This window comes from Rheinheimera pleomorphica (assembly GCF_011634895.1).
Classification (GTDB): domain Bacteria; phylum Pseudomonadota; class Gammaproteobacteria; order Enterobacterales; family Alteromonadaceae; genus Alishewanella; species Alishewanella pleomorphica.
Genome location: NZ_SIRR01000007.1, coordinates 289,065 through 306,499, shown reverse-complemented (window position 1 = coordinate 306,499; position 17,435 = coordinate 289,065). Strand labels below are relative to the sequence as shown.

8 protein-coding genes are annotated in these 17,435 nt (G+C 51.9%); 3 read left to right on the top strand and 5 right to left on the bottom strand.

Features of this window, described 5'->3' with window-relative positions; translation table 11 throughout:
• Positions 1-9: 9 nt before the first annotated feature.
• The 3 genes from EYB30_RS08395 to EYB30_RS08385 form a co-directional block, all read right to left on the bottom strand.
• The gene (locus tag EYB30_RS08395; protein WP_166838468.1) at positions 10-1,281 is read right to left on the bottom strand and encodes a DEAD/DEAH box helicase; all 1,272 of its coding nucleotides are present in this window, start codon (positions 1,279-1,281) and stop codon (positions 10-12) included.
• Between the two features lie 194 nt (positions 1,282-1,475).
• Positions 1,476-5,438, bottom strand: a complete 3,963-nt coding sequence (gene pulA, locus EYB30_RS08390) for a pullulanase-type alpha-1,6-glucosidase (protein WP_166838467.1) — start codon at positions 5,436-5,438, stop codon at positions 1,476-1,478.
• A 23-nt stretch (positions 5,439-5,461) separates the two neighbouring features.
• Entirely contained in the window at positions 5,462-8,353 is a 2,892-nt protein-coding gene (locus tag EYB30_RS08385) for a TonB-dependent receptor (RefSeq protein WP_166838466.1), read from the bottom strand.
• Between the two features lie 252 nt (positions 8,354-8,605).
• Here EYB30_RS08385 and EYB30_RS08380 point away from each other — a divergent pair, with 252 nt between their 5' ends.
• Positions 8,606-9,949, top strand: coding sequence for a hypothetical protein (locus EYB30_RS08380; RefSeq protein WP_166838465.1), 1,344 nt, complete (start codon positions 8,606-8,608; stop codon positions 9,947-9,949).
• A 16-nt stretch (positions 9,950-9,965) separates the two neighbouring features.
• Here the strand turns inward: EYB30_RS08380 and EYB30_RS08375 are convergent, their stop codons facing one another.
• Together EYB30_RS08375 and EYB30_RS08370 are read right to left on the bottom strand one after the other, a co-directional pair.
• Complete coding sequence (locus tag EYB30_RS08375; RefSeq protein WP_174978737.1) at positions 9,966-11,450, bottom strand: tryptophan halogenase family protein; 1,485 nt, start codon at positions 11,448-11,450, stop codon at positions 9,966-9,968.
• A 99-nt stretch (positions 11,451-11,549) separates the two neighbouring features.
• Entirely contained in the window at positions 11,550-14,405 is a 2,856-nt protein-coding gene (locus tag EYB30_RS08370) for a TonB-dependent receptor (protein WP_166838464.1), read from the bottom strand.
• Between the two features lie 408 nt (positions 14,406-14,813).
• Here EYB30_RS08370 and EYB30_RS08365 point away from each other — a divergent pair, with 408 nt between their 5' ends.
• A complete protein-coding gene (locus EYB30_RS08365) occupies positions 14,814-15,263 on the top strand; it encodes a helix-turn-helix transcriptional regulator (protein ID WP_166838463.1) in 450 nt (149 codons plus the stop codon).
• Complete coding sequence (malQ, locus tag EYB30_RS08360) at positions 15,250-17,403, top strand: 4-alpha-glucanotransferase (protein ID WP_166838462.1); 2,154 nt, start codon at positions 15,250-15,252, stop codon at positions 17,401-17,403. Before EYB30_RS08365 ends, malQ begins: the two co-directional genes overlap by 14 nt.
• Positions 17,404-17,435: the final 32 nt, after the last annotated feature.

Here is a 17,435-nt window from a genome sequence, read left to right as displayed (position 1 = left end):
AACCTGGTGTTAGCTGTTTGTTTTTGTTGTGACTTTTCCGGCAGGCGAACGTTGCCCGTCGCGGTGTTCGCTACGTGGTGCTTTTGGCTTCTTGGGTTTATAGGGTTTAGTATTCAGTTTCGATACCGACAATGGATTAACCGGTTCAAACCCCGGCAATGTCTGGCGCGGCAATTCTTGCTTAATCAGCCGCTCTATACCCGCCAGCTCTTTGGTTTCATCGGCACACACCAGCGACACCGCGTGGCCGGCAGCGCCAGCGCGGCCGGTACGGCCAATACGGTGCACATAGTCTTCGGCCACATTCGGCAGTTCAAAATTAACCACCTGTGGCAACTGGTCGATATCCAGACCGCGGGCGGCGATGTCGGTAGCGACCAGGGCGCGAATCGTTCCGGCTTTAAAATCAGCCAGCGCTTTAGTGCGTGCGTTCTGGCTTTTATTGCCATGGATCGGTGCGGCTTTAATACCAGCGCCTTCCAGATGCAGGCTCAGCTTATTCGCCATATGCTTGGTTTTGGTGAAAATAAGCACCTGCTGCCAATTGTTGTCTTTTATCAACTTGGTCACCAGCGCCGCTTTGCGGTTTTTATCTACCGGGTAAATCAGTTGCTCTACCCGCTCGGCCGTGGTGTTGGCCGGGCTGACAGACACTTCCAGCGGATCATTAACCAGGCCCTTGGCCAGTTTGCGAATGTCATCAGAAAAGGTGGCGGAGAACAGCAGGTTCTGGCGTTTTTTCGGCAATAGCGCCAGCACTTTTTTAATGTCGTTAATAAAGCCCATATCCAGCATGCGGTCGGCTTCGTCCAGCACCAGTACTTCCAACTGGCCAAACTTCACCGCATTTTGCTGATATAAATCCAGTAACCGGCCCGGCGTAGCAACCAGAATATCAACGCCGCGGCGCAGCGCCATCATCTGCGGGTTAATTTTCACGCCGCCAAACACCACGCTGCTGCGCAGCGGTAAATACTTGCCATACACAGCCACGCTTTCAGCCACCTGCGCCGCCAGCTCGCGGGTTGGCGTTAAAATAAGCGCCCGAATATGGTTAGACTGCACCTTACGGCCACTGGCCTGGCTGTCGCTGAGTAATTGCAGCAACGGCAAAGTAAAACCGGCCGTTTTGCCGGTACCGGTTTGTGCCGCCGCCATTAAATCGCGGCCGCCCAGCACCGCAGGGATCGCCTGCAGCTGAATAGGTGAAGGGGTGGTATAGCCTTTGTCAGTAATGGCTTTAAGTAAGGCTGGTGATAAGTTTAACTCAGTAAATTGCATGCGATATCCCGCAGGTAAGGCTGCGAAACATAACTGCCGCAGCTGCAGTGGTCTTCAAAACGAAGGGCGCGCAGCATACAGCAAAAGCCCGGGCAGTACTATTAAACCGTGTCATTAAAGCTGAAAAAAGCCGCAATAAATGCGGCTAAAGGTGTCCAGGAAGGCCCGGCTCTCACCGGGCATAAGGTGGAAATTTACTGCTTGCTTATGGTTAAAGACGGTGCATCTTTGTTGGTCGCATCCAGCAAGAAGTTGTACGTTGCCGCTTCTGTCGTGGTTAGCTTCAGGTTCCCCCCCGTCTCAGCCAGCTGCTTAGCCTGGCCTAACGTAAAGGTATCGCCGTCCGCGCCGGCACCAAAATCAACGGTGCTCCAATCCGATGACGCCACTTTAAATTCATAATCGGTGGCACCCAGCGCTATATCGACGCTGTAAATATTGCCACCAATATAATCAAAGGCATCTGTTTCACCCCAGCCATTCATAACACCACGTAAAAACACCGTGGTTTCGCCATAGGTCGGCTTTTCAATTACAGTCAGGGTTGGTGTATCTTTATTGGTCGCATCCAGTGTAAAAATATACACCGCTGTTGCCGGGAAGGTAGCATTTAAGTTACCGCCACCTGACGCCAGTACTTTGGCGGCGCCCAGATTAACCGCATTACCGTCGGCACCGGCACCTTTGTCTACTGTCGACCAATCTGATGAGGCAACTTTAAACTCATAGCTGCCTGCTGTGATCTCAAGTTCGGCCTTGTAAATACCATCTCCGTCATAGGTAAAGGCATCAACCTCACCCCAACCATTCATACCACCGCGTACAAATACGGTAGTGGCTTCGTACGGTGGAATATCCGGTGCACCGCTGGTGGCATCTGCTGCCAGGCCCGCTCCCTGCGTGGCTCCCTGGGCTTTGACAAATACCGCTATTGTTTGCGCTGGCACGGTAAAGCTACCTTCATCGACACCGGCACTAAAGCTGGCGGTGGTAACATTGCTATCAACCGAAGCCTGCTGGATCGGGTGTAAATCAAAGCCCGCTGCTGTCGGAATGGTGTGCGACTGCTCCTGGCCGGTGCCGTTAATCATTACCACTAACGCATCGTGCTGCGGGTCCAGATCTGTCAGCCCTGTACCGTCATCAATGCTCATCACAATCAGGCCCGGGGTTTGGTTTTTACCGATATTATGAAAGCCAACGCGGTCAAAAACGTCCTGCGCTGTGGCTAAACGGAACAACGGGCTGCCGGCGCGGATGCTTAAAAACTCTTTAAACACGCTACTAGCAAACTGAATATCCTCAGGCTCGGGTTTAGCATTCGGGTTGGTCAGAATGTTAGCAATTAGCTCCCAGCTAGCGGCATTTTTCTCTGCCAGCGGCAGGCCAACGCCAAAGTTATTGCTTTGCATAGTAAAGTCGACAAAGTTAAACCAGTCGCCGGCGTCGTAGCTGTCGCGGTCCATCGATTTAGAGCGCAGGAAGTCACCGCCCATTTGTAAAAACGGGATGCCCTGGCTCATCAGCGGAATAGCAATAGCCACATTCTGCGCCCTTACCCGCTCGGCGAGTGTCATGCTGGCAGTTAAGCCATACTGCAGTTTATCCCACAGCGTTTCATTATCGTGCTTCGACACATAGTTAATAATATCGGCCGGATCTGCAGCGTAACCGGCGCCACCAAAGCTGGACGCCGGGCCGGCAACCCCCTGATAATTTTCCAGCACATAGTCTTTTAGCGTGCCCGCCAGACCAATGCGGATTAAATCCTGCTTGCGCAGCGTGTCATCCGACGCATCAGCGCTGAACAACACCGCCTCACGGATAGGGTCACGCGGCCGGTCGTTAAAGGTGCCCACTTCGGTGCCGGCCATATCAATTTGCTTGGCCTGCACAAATAAGCGGTTATTGGTTACTTCACCAAAGTTCCAGCCTTCGCCATAGAAGTACACATTAGGATCGAAGCTACGCACAACTTCACGCGCTGCTAATATGCTGGCTTTGGGTGAGTGACCCATAATGTCAAAACGGAAGTCGTTAAAGCCGAAATCCCGTGCCAGAATAAGCAAGGAGTCCTGCATAAACTTATCGAACATCCGATGCTCGGTAGCGGTGTTTTCACAGCAGGTCGATTGCGCAATGCCGCCGGTGGTTTCGTTATAGCGGTGGTAGTAACCGGGCACAATTTTGTCAAACACTGAGGTTGTATTCAGCCCGGATGCGCTGGTGTGGTTGTATACCACATCCAGCACGGTACGCAGGCCTATATCGTTCAGCGCTTTGTTCATCGCCCGCACTTCTATAATGCGTGCCACGCCATCCGGGTTAGAGGCATAGCTGCCTTCGGGTGCAATAAAATGCTGCGGGTCGTAGCCCCAGTTAAAGCCATCAAGGCTGCGCATCGCTTGCACCAGCTCCTGCGCTTTTTCACCAAAGGCAGAATAGCTTTCCAGCACCGATAACAAGGTAGCGTTAGCGTCGGTGTTACCGCACACCGGTGCATCTGCTTTTAACTGACACAACTTGGCCACAGTGTCAGTCAGTGCAATACGCTTGCTGGCGTCTTCATTGATATTGGCCTGATCATTCAGCGGCAGCAGGTGAAAATGGGTTAGACCGTTATCTGCCAGCGACTTTAGGTGCTTAACCGGTAACGAGTCTGTTTCGGTAAAGGCCAGATATTTGCCACGATTCGCCGCTGTTACACTTTGGTCACGAATAGAGAAATCCCGCACATGGCCTTCGTAAATCACAATATCTTCCGGCTTGGCGACAGTGGGCACAGTGCGCTCGCTCCAGCCTTCCGGGGCTAAGTCGGCATCATTCAGGTTAACAAACTGGCTGTAACTGCCGTTGGTAGACAGGCTTAGCGAGTAAGGGTCGGTGCTTTCAATGGTTTCTACCTTACGGGTTAACGGATGGTATACCGTCACTTCGTAGCGGTAAAACTGGCGGTCCAGCGCACTGCTGCCGTCATAGCGCCAGATGCCGGTGGCGCTATCCAGCGTCATATCATGGGTTGCGGCTAAGCTTTTAGCTGCGTCATACACTTTTAGTTTAACGCTGCGCGCTGTTGGTGCCCAAACACTGGCACTAATGCCACCCTCCTGATACTGAATGCCTAATGTGGCTTCGTCGGCATCGGCATCGCCCTTGGTGTATAAGTCATCCAGCACCTTAGCGGCCTGCACATAGGTAGCGGCCAGCAGTTCGCCATCGGCATCTGTCGCGGCCAGCACCAGCTGGTTTTTCAGCATCGCTTTGGCTTCATCGGCAGTAAAGTTAGCGCTAAAGGCCGGCTTGTCGGCTAAATGTGGCACCAGAGCTTGTTGCGCCTCGGTTAAATCCACTGGCAGCAGCTCAACCGTAGCACCGTTTAAGTTACCGTCACGGTCAATATCCAGGCTGGCATCTTCAGCATAGTGCAGTCTGACTATGCTTGAAGGCGCCACACTGCCATTCCAGATAAAGGTGTTTTGATCCAACCAGTGCGCCGCCGCGCCCTGAATAGATACGCCCAAAGACTCAACCGGGAATTCAAATACGCCGTTTACACCGGAGAAAATCCAGTTCATGCGGGCAAATTCCGGATCGTCCTGCGACAATGGCATTTGCATGTCCGGGCCCGGATCTTTACCGGCGTCATCGGTACCTATATGCACAATAAAGTTACCACATGCACCTTCGGTACCGGCATAACCGGGTTTTAAATCTAGAATCCAGTAGGCGCCGTAGTTGGGGTCAACCCCATCATGTACCAGGCCGTTATCCCAGGACGGTGCTATTGACGAGGGCGCATAAGCATCGCAGGTTTCGTTATTCCAGGTATGCAGACGGTAGCCGTCGTAAGCACCATCCTGTGGCCTTTTATAAAACAGCACCGCTTCATTTGCGCCGGCCATCACCGTAGGCCTGGGCGCATCAGGGTTTTTACCAATGATACAGCTTTCGTTGGCCGCATCCGGCACTGTCGGTGCCGGGCAGTAAATGGGGGGCGGGTCAACACATTCTACGCCTGCCGCATCCGGAATTTGCGGTACATTACAGGTTAACAGTACGTCGCCGGGCTCGGTGGAATCACCGGCACCACAAGCGGCCAGCATTTGCGCCGCCAGCAGCAGTGAACCGAACTTAAGCATTTTAATGGTAATAGACATTGCTTTGTTGCTCCAAAATCCGCTTAAAAGGTGTAAACAGCGCCAAAATAGAACTGACGACCAAAGAACTGAATGGTGCCGGTTTGCGCTTTGTCACCGAAATAACTTTTGGTGGGCTCGTCGGTCAGGTTGTTTACCTGGAACAACACCTTAAAGTTGTCGTTAATGTCGTACGAGGTTTGCATATCAATCACCGTTTCACTGTCGAAGTTAGTGATTTGCTCATCTATACCGACCTGAGACGACACAAAAGGCGAGCGATAGCGAGCGCTGACACGCGCATCAAAGCCCTGATAGTTCCAGAATAGGGTGCCGGTAAACACATCCTGTGACAGCCCTTCAAAAGTCGTTTCAATCGGTTCGCCGCCTAAGCTGTTGACCAGGCTGACTTCGCTCTCGGTATAGGAGTAGCTGCCCTGCAACCCCAGGCCAGACCAAATTTCCGGCAGGAAATCGAATACCTTGGTAAAAGCCAGTTCGGCGCCACGGATATAGCCGCCATTTTGGTTGTTTACTGCAGTATTTAAGTTGCCATTTGTTGTTGAAACCGGGCGACCTGAGTTGTCAGGGTAGTAAACATCAGGCACTGGAAATCCAGCGGCTTTAAAGTCGAAGTTTTCAATGACATCATCCTGGATAAAGCTCTTTATATCCTTGTAAAACAAGGCAAATGAAATTGCACCGGACGGAATATAGTACTCATACGACAGGTCATATTGCATAGCTTCAAATGGACGTAAAAACGGACTATTGGCACTATCGCCGTTAATTTCACCGTCATCGCTGATGGTAAACGATGTAGATGAGGCTAAACGGTTAATTGGCGCACGGGATAGAACTTTGGCCGCAGCAAAACGCAGTTGCGACGACTCAGTGATACCGAAATTAAGATTCAGTTGAGGTAAAACATCGGTATATTTAACTCCGACGATACTGGCAGCATAGCGGGTATTTACTAAACCGGCATCGTCAGTAATATTTTGTGCGCCTTTTAGCGGGTCTCCCCCTACATCGGCCAAATCAGTAGCACGCTGATCTGTTTCAACGACTCTAACACCGACATTACCTGTCAGCGGAACGCCAAATACCTCAGCATCTAAATTTGCCATCAGGTATGCGGCTAGTACATCTTCATATACATCGCCGCTTTGCTGCACAGACCATGCAGTGTTAGGGCCTAAACCTGGAGTTGGGCTATTAATCACGTCCGGATTACCAATGCCCCAGGTTTGCACAGGCTGTGGAATGCCCTGTGGGAACCAGGAGTTCAGCGCCTTGTCCAGATCAATCGCCAGGTAACTGGGGTAATTAGCAAAGTCACCGGCAAAATCTACCACCTCAACCATATCAGCCGTTAAACGCAATGGCGGCTGCGAGTTTAAAAAGGCGCCGTCACTGCCGTATTCAAATACAGAACGGTCATTTTTATAGGTACGTTCAGAGTAACGCACGCCGGCTTCCAATGAAGCCACAACCGGCATATCGAGCACCCAGCTGACATCAAAGCGATAAGCGTTCACTTCATCTTCGTTAACAAAGGGATAGATGCCGTACTTACTGACCATCACTTTATCAATATCTGAGAAGGCTTCAGCCTGGTTAAAACCAACACTAGGCAGGTTTAAGCCATTTAACAGATAGGAGATAGACACATTGGTATCCAGTACCGGCGCATCGGCATTGGCATCTTCTGCCACTAAAGCCCACAGCAAGCCGTTACGGAAATCACTCTTGGCGCTGGAATGCGACACATCAAAACTCAGGTTCACTGTGTCAGTAACATCCCAGTCGGCATTGATGCCAAAACTGCTTACTTCGTCATAGTCGCGGTTATCGTCATTAACAATTTCTACCCGGGTAAAGCTGCTGCTGGTGCGGTTAAAGGTACCGCCAATCACGGAGCGACCGTTCAGCGTTGGGTTGCCCAGTGCTGCCGTAGGGCCGCCAAACTTAACCCGAAAACCACGGGCAAACGCCTCTTTGTCAAACTTAGATAAAAACGCATCGGCCTTTAACGTAAAAGCATCATGCGGCGTCCACTCCAGCGCAGCCATATAGCCATCACGGGTTTCTTCACCACCTTTGTGCTGAATTTCAAAGCCTTCGCTGATAAATTCGTTTACGCCATCATCATTGGTATCTTTTTGGCCGTTGTAGGCCAAACCGACAAACTGCGTCGCTACACTGGGCTGATACAAGCGGGCATAACCGGCGGCAAAGCCTAAGGTGTCATCCAGAAATTTGCCCTGATATGACATACTGAAGCGATGGCCAAACTCAACACCGTCCGGTACCTCATTGGCGCGATCGTTATACATGCCACGGGCATTAACGGTAAAAGTATGCTGTTTTTCGTTGCGCAGCGGGCTGGCGGTTTGCAGCTCGACGGTACCGGCCACGCCACCTTCAATCAGTGAGGCTTTGGGCGACTTGTACACCGCGGCTGAGTTAATCAGTTCAGACGGATACTGGTCAAATTCGATATTGCGCTTGCCACTGGTCGATACCTGCTCGCGGCCATTCAGTGTCGAGAATACAAAGCCACCCGACATACCACGAATGTTAATTTCGGCGGCCTGGCCACCGGTGCGCACCGCTGAAATGCCCGGCAAGCGCGTTAACGCATCGGCCATCGACACATCCGGCAAGGCGCCTAAGTCATCGGCTGAAATGGTTTCGGATACCGTGTCGCCAAAACGTTTGGCATCTAAAGAACGAAACAGGCTGCTGGCGAAGCCGCGCACCTGTATTACCTCAACACTGTCCAGCGCTTGCGCTGTTGCGTTACTGTCGTTTGTGCTTTGCTGATTTGCTACTTGTGGCGCCTGCTCTGCCGTTTGCGCAACAGCAGAACACGCCAGACTACCCACCCCTGCCATAGCAAGCGTGAGCAGACTAAGCCTGAACTTATTCATGCCCTGTTTCCCCGTATGTTTTTATTATCGGTGCTGCTTTCCATGCCGCCAGCATGAACCGCTGCCCCTTAGCTTGTTCGCTGTACAGTTATTAACCTTATTGGGGCAGGTCGCAATATGAATACGTATTCAGCCGCGCCAAAATGGCGCATTTGGCCATAAGGCTGTGACAAAAAAGTGCAGCGCAGCACCACTTTCTTCAGCTGACAGATTCGGGTAAGGTGGAGCCATTGATACCGCAGAGGAAACTGCTTGCGTAACCCAGCCCCTAAGTTAGCTGCAGACAGCAGCTTTATGCGTGAGCTTAAGCGTATACTGGCCCGGCTTAGTTCGGTCGCTGACGCTGAAAGCCTGGTAAGCTTACTCAGTGATAGCTTACGTTTTAGCGGCTTTGCCAAAGCACAGCCGGGTGCAACGGCGATAACAACGCCACCGGCGCTGACAGCGCAGCTCTGGTTTTTGGCCGAAAAGATCCTCGGTCTGACTGAGGGAAGCAGCAGTAGCGAAACTCTGACCCGCTCGGCACGGATTTTAGGCTGCCTGCAACTGACGGCACCAACATCGCCACGGCGCTGGCGCGAATTGCAATTTGGTTACAAGGTGCTGTACCGCGCCTGCTTAAGCTTGCGCCTGCTGGAGCATGGCTTACAACGTGGTTTATTTACAGAGCCGGTGCTACAGCAACACTTTACCCAGCGCGACAGCAGCAACCCGGACTGTCCCTACCGGCTTAATGTGCAGCTACCGCTGGTCGTCGCAGTAATGCTGCTCGACGCCGGTCAGCTCGATGCCTCGGCGCAGCGGTTGTTAACTGGCTACAGTGGCGAGCTGGACAGCAGCCGGGCACTGACTGACAACGAGCGGGCAGAATACCTGCAGCTCACCCAGGCGGCCAGCCGGCAATTGCACCAGGCGCTGCAGGTACTGCCGTATCGCGGCAATGACAAACACCAGCGCCAACAGCATCAGCACATTGAGCAACAACGCCTGGCACTGCTGCGGCATTTGTTGCAGCAACACGCCGATAGCGCCAGCCTGTTGGGTAACCTGCTGAAAATCCCCCAGGTGTACAGCTCTATGGTGTTACCCGGCCGCCAGCGCTATGTCTATGAAGCCTTGCCCAAAGCCAGCTTGCTACTAAAAGACAGCGCCCGCCGTGGTCAGTTACAGCCGCTGCTGGTCGAGCACTTTTTAACAATAACCGGCGTGTTTCCACAGGGCTTTGGCATTGCCTTTACGCCGCAGCAGCAAGACGGCAGCCAGCAGGAGAAGTACGAGCTGGCCATTGTTAACCAGCTGTACCCAGCGAATATTGCCGAGCCGCTATGCCGGGTGGTAAGCCGCAACCTGCAGTACCGCAGGGGCGGCCATAATTGTCAGATTAGCATTGCGCATAATCTGTACTTTAAACCGGCGCGTCAGCGTTTGGCGGTAATACCGAAACAACGATTACAGGAAATCCTCAGCCAGCTTAGTGCCGACTGGCAACCGGGCCAAATCCGGCGCTATATTCCACGCTGCTGGCACCCGGAGCAGTTTTTTGAAAAGTCCGAGCACCAAAATTTGTGGAATAACGCGCAGTTAAAGCACAACTAAGTGCTTGGCTTCAGGTTTAGCCAGCACAGACTTTGCGCAAAAACTCATCATGTGACGGCAATTTATCCAGCGGGTCGCGTTTTATTGCCAGCATGGTTTGCAGCATTTGTTTTAGCTGGGTTTCAGAGTAACTATTGGCCAGCGGATGATAATCTTTTGGCACTATGCCCTGGCCCAGCATGACCTGCAACCAGGAGCTTTCGAGGAATAAGTCATTTTGCTCGCGGAACAGGCTGCCATTTTCAGCAAATAACTGAATTTTACGCTTCAGGGTATCAGGCACCTGCATATCACGCACATCACGCCAAAACGGGCTGTCGCTGCGCTCGTTAACGTGGTAGTGCAGAATAATAAAGTCGCGCACCTGCTCAAATTCAATTTGTGACTGGCGGTTATATTCATCGACCAGAGCCTCGGTAACCCCCTGATGCGGAAACAACTGCAACAGCCGCACGACGGCCGATTGGATCAGGTGAATACTGGTTGACTCCAGCGGTTCTAAAAAGCCACTGGCCAGCCCCACCGACACCACATTACGCTGCCACTGTTTACGGCGTCGACCGGTTTTAAACTGAATAAACTTCGGCTCGGCCAGCGCCTTACTATCAAGGTTGGACAGCAGTAAATCCGCTGCCTGCTGCTCGGTATAATGCGCGCTGCTATACACCAGGCCATTGCCATTGCGATGCTGCAACGGTATGCGCCATTGCCAGCCGGCACTGTGGGCAATTGAGCGGGTATAAGGCAGAGTATGCTCAAAGCGCTCAGACGGCACCGCCACTGCTCTGTCGCACGGCAACCAATGGCTCCAGTCTTCATAACCGGTGTTCAGTTGTTGCTGAATAAGCAGACCACGAAAACCCGAACAATCAATAAATAGATCGCCGGCCAGCACCCGGCCATCGTCCAGCACCAGATGTTGGATGTCGCCATTGTTATGCCGGGTAACGCTGCTAACTTTACCTTCATGGCGCACTACGCCCATTTGCTCGCTGAATTTGCGTAAAAAGCGCGCATACAGGCCGGCGTCAAAGTGATAAGCGTAAGGCAGTTCCAGCACCGGATCTTTGCTGTTAATACTGGCAAATTTACCGGCCTCTGCACACAGGTAGTTTAAATCGTACTGCCATAACGAGGTGGTATCGCCAAGCTGCTGTGCCCGGCGCCACAAATGATGAAAATGGCAGAACGCCAGGCTTTTACCCGGCGCGCCAAAGGTATGAAAGTAGCTCTCGCCCGGTACGCGCCAGTTCTCAAATTTTATTGCCAGCTTAATGGTGGCTTTAGTCTCGCGCAGAAACTCGGCTTCATTAATGCCCAGCACATTGTTTAATAAGCGGATTGGCGGAATGGTGGCTTCCCCTACACCAACGGTGCCAATATCTTCAGACTCGACAAGCTCTATATCGACCACCGGTCCTAATACTTTTTTCAGTAAGGCCGCGGCGATCCAACCGGAGGTGCCGCCGCCTAACACTACAACCTTGCGAACGCTTTGCATTATTGCCCCTTGCATACAACACAGCCCAACCAGGCTAAGCTTGGTTGGGCTGCGGTTAGTGTATTAGTGGTAACAGCGTTACCACTTAAGCTGCCAAACTTAGAACTTGTAGTTCAACCCTAGCATAAAGTTACGGCCGAAGCTTTGGTATGTCACCACCTGACGGGTATCATCGCCATTAGTGCTGACATCTTTTTCGTCCGTCAGGTTTTGCGCTTGCAGCGTTACACGCAAACCATCCAGCGCATCGATGCCTGACTCGCTAAAGTCATAACCAATTTGTGCATCCCACAGCTCAGAGCCTTTGCGGTTAACCGGCGTTAAGCTCAGGCTTAAACCACGCTCTTCGGTCTGGAATTCATCACGCTTGGTGCCCGAGATCCTAAACTCAAAGCCTTTGTACTCGTAGTACGCCGTCAGAGTATAAATTTCCTCTGACAGACCCGGCACCCGGCCACCGTCATCCAATTTGCCATCCATAAAGGTGGCGCTGGCAACAATACCAAAGCCATCTAACGCCTCATGGATAATGTCAAATGGCACACTGGCCTGGAACTCATAACCGCGGACAAAGCCGGTTAAACCATCCTGACGGATATCAAAACGGCCAAGTTGGGTTGCTGGCGGTAAATTACCGGTATCATCTGACGATTGGTGGAAGCCCTCAATATAATATGGGCTGAAATCAGTGATCACGGTGACATTGCGATGCCAGTTTTTCAGATCTTTAAAGAAGAAGCTGGCAGCAAAGAAGCCATTGTCATGAAAATAGTTTTCATATGACAGATCAAACTGATCGGCTTCTAATGGCTTCAGCTCTGTATTGCCTGAGTTTGCCGTCCAGGCACTATTGGTTGGCTCAGCACTGAGGATATTATTGTCATTAAACTGGAAACTAATTTGGCTATTCGGCCGCATATCGTCCATCCGCGGCCGGCTCATGACCTTAGATAAGCCGGTGCGCACATACTGACGGTCAGCCACTTCAAAGCTCAGGTTCAGGCTTGGCAATACATCAGTGTAGTCTGCACTGCCGCTGACATTGGTAATATCAGTAAAGAAGTCTGCGCCGGTAGAGGTTTCAAAGCCAGTACCGTCTTGTTTACTGTTAATAATTTGCACACCGACATTACCGGTAACCATTACACTGCCGATTTCAGTACTGATATCCAGTTTACCGTACAGGGTGGTCAGCTTCTCATCGATGGTATAGGTATCACCAAAACGCCCATTTTCCAGCAGTGCGGCATCAGTTTCGGTGTAAAAACCGCTGCGGTATAAACCTAAGCTGTCATAGGCCAACACGCCATTAATACCGATAAAGCTTAAATCGGCCACGCCCAGTACATTAGGAATAGCACCATCATTTGGCCAGGTGTTGGCGGTTAAGAAAGCACCATTATTAATCTTGGTTTTTGAGCGCTCTTTGTAAACGACGCCCAGCTCCAATTCATTAAAGATACCCCACTCAACATAGCCATTGGCCTGTAAACGTACGCTGTCCAGCGTTTCTTCAAATTCCGGGTTGTTAACAAAACCGTCCTGTGCGGTATCCGGGCCAAAGCCTGGCACGCCACGGAACTGCTGGATAGGTGCTAATGAGCCACCCCAAGCCTGAGGGCCAGCTAAACGAATTAAGCTTGGGTCCGTTAAGTCAACCGGGGCTATGGTTGGATGTGCCGAGTAAAACGCACCGTTCGATGTCATTTCCCAGGAACGGGCTGTAATAGGCCGGTTTGGCGTGTTTGCCCGGCCAACACCAGAGTAACTCTCGATATCGGTAATAGACTTAGTCACTTTACCGCTGGAAATATCCAGTTCGCCTACCCAGTTATCATTAATCTGATATTCCAGGTTCAGGCCGAAGGTTTTCAGCTCTGCATCCTGTTCACGCACGTCGTTACGCACCACAGAATAGAAGCCGTCATAGTAGCCAGAGGTGACCAGGCCATTGTCTACACCGGTAATGGTATAAGCGCCGGTACCCCACTCAGCACCGCCTTCTTCTAAGCCGCGGCGGGCATCTTGCTCGTTAAAATCGATATACAGCGCATCAAAGGTCGCTTTTAGCTGATCATTAACAGCATATTCCAGTACCAGCGCCACTGAATCACGCTCTAACATAGCAGAACGGGTGAATGAATCATGACCACCCAGAATCACAGTGCCGGCAGGGACGTCAACTTCATCCGTTGCCCGGCGTGGGTTTTGTAATTCACCTTCGTCATTTAAGCCTAAGTTGACGCCGGCATAACCCCAACCACGGAACTGTTGTTCCTGCCGCGGCGTCTCCAACGTGGCTACAACCAGGGCAACACCCAGCTTATCGTCGAGGAATTTATCAATATAGTTAAACGACAGGCGGTGGCCGTTATTGTCAAAATCCGGGTTGCCCGATTCCTGGTCGTTTTTCTCATAGCTGCCGTTAAAAGCAATGATGCGCTCGGCTGACAGTGGCTTCACGGTTTGTAAATCAACAGTACCGCCGATGCCCTGCGCCATCAGGCTGGCATCCGGTGTTTTATAAACCAAAGCGGTTGACACAATTTCAGAGGGGTATAAGTCGTATTCTACGCCACGGTTGTCGCCCATACCTAACAGCTCACGGCCGTTTAATGAGGTACCAACATAGTTTTCATTAAAGCCACGCACCGACAAACCGCTGGTACGGCCGTTACGGCGCTCACCCGCCAGACCCGGCAAACGCGCTAATGATTCGGCCACACTGGTATCGGGCAGCTTACCGATATCTTCAGCTGACAATACTTCAACAATGGAGTTCTCACTCATCTTAATCGCCTGCGCCTTTTGCAGGCTGCCGCGATAACCTGTTACTGATATTACTTCAATTTGCTCGTCAGCCTTGGCTTGCTCTGTACTTTGCGCATAGGCCATTGAACCTGAACCCGCCGCCGCCAGCGCCAGTGTCAGCATACTGAGTTTAAATTTAGTCATGTCCTTCATCCCCGGTGTGTTGTTTGTGTTGCCTGCCGCTGTAAGCGCAGCGTTGCAGTACAACCAGACTTTTGTCTAAGGCTATTTATTAAACTTATTAGGTCAACAGCTCAATATGAATACGTATTCATAATTACTAATTTTCCCCAAAGCAGAGCAAGCTCTCAGTACTTTGCACCACAGGAGTGCACTGCGCCACATCAGGCCCAGCCGCCTTTTCGACACTGCGTAGTGGCTTTAGGTATAGCAGATCTACGTCGGCACTGAGCCGGCTGGATTAATGATATTTTTATTGCATACGTATGCAGCAGGTTTAATAAACCTACAAGGCTGATTTATGCTTGCACCGGTAAATGGCAGAACGTAGCAAACATTTGGACTTGCTGTGCTGCCAGGCGGGAGCACACTATGACCACGATTAGCCACAAACCGGGCACTGCACAACCACTTAGCCAGGGGCAGTTAAACCTGACACAACAGGTGCTGACGCAGTTACGGCATTATATTTTGCAGCAATTACCTCAGGCACCCAGATTGTCTGATGCTGCCAGGGCCTTGCATATGAGTAGCCGCACGCTGCAGCGGCTGTTGCAACAAACAGACAGCAGTTTTCGCGAGCTGGTATGTCAGTGCCGGCATCAGTTAGCGCAGCAGTATTTGCAACACAGTACGTTGAGTTTGCAACAAATTGCCTTTCAGCTTGGTTTTGAAGAGCAAAGCAGTTTTCAAAAAGCCTTTAAGTGCTGGCAAGGCTGCTCTCCGGGTGTGTTTCGCCAGCGCAAGTCGCCCACGGCGGCACGGAGTCAATATCTTAGTGCGCCTGGCGCGCTGTTACAGGTGAATTATGGAATTAATTAAGCAACTCGCTACCCTGGCGGGTCTGCAAGACAGCTATGTACATGCGCAGGGCCATACTGAAGTGATCAGCCTGGATAAACAACAGGCGATTTTACAGGCCATGGGCTTCGACTTAAGCTCTGAGCCAGCCATACAACAGCAAATCAACCAGCTTAATGAACAACCCTGGCTGGAAGTGATAGCACCGGTAACAGTGTGTCAGCAAGGCCAAACACTGCGCATCCGGCTGCAACAACTGCAGCATAACGCGCTGAGCGACTGGCAGTGGCAAATCACCACTGAAGAGCAGCAGCAATTCAGTGGCCAACTAACCCTTAGCGCCAGCGATATCTGTGCCCGCCAGCTTACCAGCCAGGGCGAAGTACTGGCCGCCGAGCTAAGTTTAGATATCAGCCTGCCGTTGGGTTACCACCAGCTACGCCTTAGCAACGCCAGCGCGCACTATCATCAGCAACTGATCATCACACCGCAGCGCTGCTTTCAGCTGCACGACAAAGCCGTATTACACAAAACCTTTGGTCCGGCTTTGCAGCTGTACGCGGTGCGGTCAGAGCGCAACTGGGGCCTGGGTGACTTTATCGACTTGCAACAGATGATAATGCCGCTTGCAGCACAAGGTGTTGATTTTATTGGTTTAAACCCACTGCATGCGTTGTATCCCGAATTACCGCAAGATTGTAGCCCTTACAGCCCGAATAGCCGGTTGTGGCTGAATACGCAATATGTTGCCCTGGAGCACACCGCTGACTATGCCGAGTGTGCTGCCGCCCAAACTGAAGTCAGCAGCGCGGCGTTTCAACAGCGGCTGACTGAATTGCGTGCCAGCTCAGATGTCGATTACCCCGGCGTAGCGGCGGTTAAAAAACACATTGCAACCTTGTTGTTTCAGCACTTTAAACAGCAACATCTGGCCAAAAACACCGCCCGGGCACAACAATTCCATACTTTTGTCGAACAAGGCGGCCTAAGCCTGACGCAGTTGGCCATTCATCAGGTACTGCAAGGTAAGCTGTTTGCGCAGGACTGGGGCATGGCTGCCTGGCAAAACTTCCCTGAGCAACTGCGTAAGCCAGACAGTGCTGCTGTCGCTGAATTTGCCGCTGCACACCGCGACGAAGTAGAGCAACAACTGTACTTGCAATGGCAGGCGCAATTACAACTGGCTGACGTGAAACGCTTATGCCAGCAAGCGGGCATGGCCATTGGCTTGTATTGCGATGTGGCGGTAGGCACCAGTCGCAGCAGCGCCGAAAGCTGGGGCGCACCAGAAGACTATTACATGGATTTAAGTGTCGGTGCACCGGCCGATATCATGGCCCCCAAAGGCCAAAACTGGGGCCTGCTGGCATTTAACCCGAAAACCTTGCGGCAAAAAGCCTATAAACCTTTTATTGAGCTTATTCAGGCCAATATGCGCTACGCCGGCGCACTGCGACTGGACCATGTGATGGCGCTACTACGGTTATGGTGCTGCCCTATTGGCAGCGATGCCACTGCCGGCGCCTATCTGCGTTTTCCGGCAGCCGACCTGTTCGCCATTCTGGCACTGGAAAGCCAGCGCAACAGCTGTGTGGTCATAGGTGAAGACTTAGGCACGGTACCGGTGGAGATCAGCCATTTAATGGCACAGTATCAGGTGCTGTCGTACCGGGTATTTATGCTGGAACAAAAAGCCGGCAGTTATGACCATGCCGCACAAACTTACCCCGAGTTGGCGCTGGCCACGGTAACCACCCATGATATGCCAACACTGGTTGGCTACTGGCAGGAACACGATTTGGCGTTGCGCCACCAGCTGGATTTATTCCCCAGCCCACAGGTCGCCGACAGCCTGTATCAGCTGCGCGCCGATGAAAAACGCCTGATGTGCGCCCGTTTGCAACTGCCGGACACTGACTACAGCCAGGCCGATTACGCTAAGCTTATTCGTGCCAGCCATTTATTCACCGCCCGCCAACCCGCCAAGTTGCTGGCGTTTCAGCTGGAAGACTTATTGCTGATGGCTACGCCGGTGAATATCCCGGGCACCAGTACCGAATACCCAAACTGGCGGCGTAAACTGGTGGAGAATATCGACCAAATTCTACAGCGTGACGATGTGTTGCAACTAATCGCCGAGATTAAAGCGGCGCGGCAGTAACGCATCGTCTGAAATAAAAAACCGCCGAAGTG